This is a genomic window from Micromonospora sp. 4G55 (assembly GCF_016803375.1).
This window is the reverse complement of sequence record NZ_JAEVHN010000656.1, coordinates 1-3,378: the sequence shown is the minus strand read 5'-3', so window position 1 is coordinate 3,378 and position 3,378 is coordinate 1. Positions and strand designations below refer to the sequence as shown.

The following is a 3,378-nucleotide window of genomic DNA, read 5'->3' as shown; positions in this document are numbered from 1 at the left end:
GCGCCACCGGGTTCGAGACGCTGACCGCCCTCACCCCGCGGGCCAGCCGCAACGAGATCGCCCTGCACGTCTGGGGCGGCCGGGACTGCTGCCTGCCCGTCGGCGCGGTCGGGCGACCCTGCTCGACCAGCCGGCCACCGGCCTGGCCCCCGGCGACCTGCTGTTGCTGGAGGAAGTGGTCTCGCCGGAGACCGGGCGCCGGGCAGACGCCGACCCGACGCGGCGGCAGGTGGTCCGCCTGACCTCGGTACGCCCCGGCACCGACCCGGTGGCCGGGGTGAACGTGCTGGAGGTCGGGTGGAGCGCCGCCGACCGGCTGGCCTTCCCGCTCACCGTGACCGCCTCGGTGGCCGGCTCCGGCACCGACCACCTGGTCACCTGCGCGGTCGCCCGGGCCAACGTGGTGGCCGCCCAGCACGCCATCGGGGTACGCGGCCAGCTCCCGCCCGCCGAGCAGACCCGCTGGCGGCCGTTGCTGACCGCCGAGCCGGTGGCCGCGGCCACCCCGTTCCCGGCCGACACCCCGGCCAGCCAGGCGCTGACCCAGGACCCGCGCGCCGCGCTGCCGCTGATCCGGCTGGAGACCACCGAGGGCAGTTGGCGGCCCCGCCGGGACCTGCTCAACGCCGACCGGTTCGACCAGGGGTTCGTGCCCGAACGCGAGGGCGACGGCCGGGTCGTGCTGCGCTTCGGCGACGACGTGTCCGGTCGCCGCCCACCGGCCGGCACGGTGTTCGAGGTGACCTGGTGGCGCGGCGGCGGCGCGGCCGGCAACCTCGGCCACGACGCCCTGACCACCCTGGTCACGGACCGCTCCGGCGTGTTGGCCGTGACCAACCCGCTGCCCGCCGTCGGTGGCACCGACCCGGAGGACACCGAGCACGCCCGCCAGCACGCCCCGGTCGCCTTCGGAACCCAGGAACGGGCGGTGACCACGGCCGACTGGGTGGCCGCGGCGCTGCGCCTGCCGGAGGTGGACAACGCCACCGCCCGGATCCGCTGGACCGGTTCCTGGTGGACGGTGTTCCTCACCCTCGACCTGCGCGGCGGGCAGCGGCTGGACGGCGAGCCCGGGCTGGCCCGCCGGCTGGCCGGGCGGCTGGACCGGTTCCGGGTGGCCGGGTACGACCTGCAACTGCGCGACCCGGTCGACCTGCCGGTCGAGCTGCGGCTGTGGGTGTGTGTCACGCCCGGGGCGTTCCGCTCCGACGTGCGGCGGGCCCTGCTGGACCTCTTCTCCGACCGGGACCTGCCCGACGGGAGCCGGGGCTTCTTCCACCCGGACCGGTTCAGCTTCGGCACGCCGCTCTACCTCAGCCAACTGCTCGCCGCCGCGGTCACCGTCCCGGGCGTCACCGACGTACGGGTCACCGAGCTGCACCCGGTCGGGGTGGCGCCCGGCGGCGAGCTGACCGCGCGGGTGCTCCGCGCGGGCGACACCGAGGTGATCCGCCTCGACAACGATCCCAGCGTGCCCGAGCACGGCATCCTGCACCTCGACCTGGTGGGTGGACTGTGACGACACGAGCGGGCCGTGGGCCCAACCCGCCCGGCCGGGGCAGCGTGACCTACCGGCTGGGCCGGCAGGCGGACTTCGCCGCCGACATGCTCGCCCGGGCTCGGGGCCCGCCCCGAGCTGGCCGGGCTGACCACCCGCGAGGCCGACGACCCGGCCGTGGCCCTGCTGCACGCCTGGGCGACCACCCTGGACGTGCTCGCCTTCTATCAGGAGCGGATCGCCAACGAGGGGTTCCTCGGCACCGCCACCGAGCGCGGCTCGGTGCTGATGCTGGCCCGGGCCATCGGGTACGAGCTGCGGCCCGGTGTCGCCGCGACGACCTGGTTGTCGTTCACCGTCACCGCCACCCCCGGCGCGCCGGAGGGGGTGCCCATCCCGGCGGGCAGCCAGGCGCAGAGCGTGCCCGGCCCCGGCGAGCTGCCGCAGGTGTTCGAGACCGTCGAGCCGCTGCTCGCCCGGCCGGAGCTCAACGCGGTGGGGCTGCGGGTCACCGAGCCTCGGCCGCCCCGCCCCGGCGACGAGACCGCTGACGCTGGCCGGCGCCGACACCGTCCTGCCGGCCGGCAGCGTGCTGCTGGTGCTCGGCCCGGACTGGTTCGACGTGCGGCGGGTCCGGGCCGCCACGGCGGTGCTGCCCGCGCCGCAGGCCGGCGGAGACGGCCGGCAGGTGGTGCCCGCGTACACGGTGGTGACGCTGGACGCGCCGCTGGCCGCGCAGGTCCTCCCGGTCGAGCTGCGCCCCCGGGTCACCGGCGTGCAGGTGCACCTGCTCGCGCAGCGGGCCAACCTGTTCGGCTTCAACGCCCAGCCGTGGTCGGCGCTACCGGTGGCGCTGCGGGTCGGCGAGCTTAACCCGGGCACCGCCACGGTGCTCGCCGGTGCGTACGCCACCCGCAAGGACAGCTGGGCCGACGCCAAGCTCGCCGCCGCCGAGCGCGATCTGCACCTGGACCAGTCGTACCCGGCGATCCTCGCCGGCTCCTGGGTGGTGCTGGAGACGGCCGGGGTGGCAGAGGTGCGCTGGGTGAGCGGGGTCGCCGACCTGCCGGTGGCGGACTTCGGCATCGCCGCCCGCACCACCCGGATCACGGTGACCGGCGGCGACTCGAACACGTTCTCCCGGCGGAACACCACCGTGCTCGGCGACAGCCGGCAACTCGCCGTCGCGCCGCGCCCGGAGACCGCCCCGCTGGCGAAGGTGGCCACCCTGGAGCTGGCCCGCCCGACGCCCGGCCTGGAACCCGGCCGCCGGCTGGTGCTCACCGGCGTCGACCCGTCCGGCGCGGCGGTCTCCGAGGTGGTCACCGTGCTGCGGGTACGCGGCCCGTCCACCGTGGACCTCGACAGCACCATCGCCCACGCCTACCGGCGCGACAGCGTCCGGCTGCTCGGCAACGTGGCGAAGGCGACGCACGGCGAGAGCCGGGCCGAGGTGCTCGGCGGCGGCGACGCCCGGCAGGCGTTCCAGCGGTTCAGCCTCCGGCACGCGCCCCTGACCCACGTACCCGCCGCCACCGCCAGCGGGGCCCGCACCACCCTGGCCGTCTGGGTGGACGGGGTCCGCTGGCAGGAGGTCCCCGCCCTGCTCGGCCAGGCTCCCACCGCCCGGGTCTACACCGTCCGCCGGGCCGACGACGGCACGGTCACCGTCACCTTCGGCGACGGCCGCACCGGCGCCCGGCTGCCCACCGGGCAGGACAACGTGGTGGCCACCTACCGGTCCGGCATCGGCCGGTCCGCCGACCTGGCGGCGGGACGGCTGACCATTCCACTGTCCCGCCCGCTGGGCCTGATGGAGGTCACCAACCCGGTCCCGGCGGCCGGCGCCGACGACCCGGAGAACGTGGACCGCGCGCGGC

The 3,378-nt window shown here is 76.6% G+C and carries 2 protein-coding genes and 1 pseudogene; 2 read left to right on the top strand and 1 reads right to left on the bottom strand.

Annotated features, from left to right (window positions below):
• Positions 1-1,519, top strand: a 1,519-nt coding sequence (locus tag JNW89_RS31805; RefSeq protein ID WP_238451872.1) for a baseplate J/gp47 family protein, incomplete at its 5' end; no start/stop codon positions are given.
• 206 nt (positions 1,520-1,725) lie between these two features.
• On the opposite strand, the gene JNW89_RS31800 is transcribed toward JNW89_RS31805, so the two are convergent.
• Positions 1,726-2,010: a hypothetical protein gene (locus JNW89_RS31800; protein ID WP_238451871.1), complete on the bottom strand. Its 285-nt coding sequence runs from the start codon at positions 2,008-2,010 to the stop codon at positions 1,726-1,728.
• A 77-nt stretch (positions 2,011-2,087) separates the two neighbouring features.
• On the opposite strand from JNW89_RS31800, the pseudogene JNW89_RS31795 reads away from it, so the two are divergent.
• Positions 2,088-3,378: pseudogene (locus JNW89_RS31795) on the top strand (hypothetical protein); the annotation flags it as partial.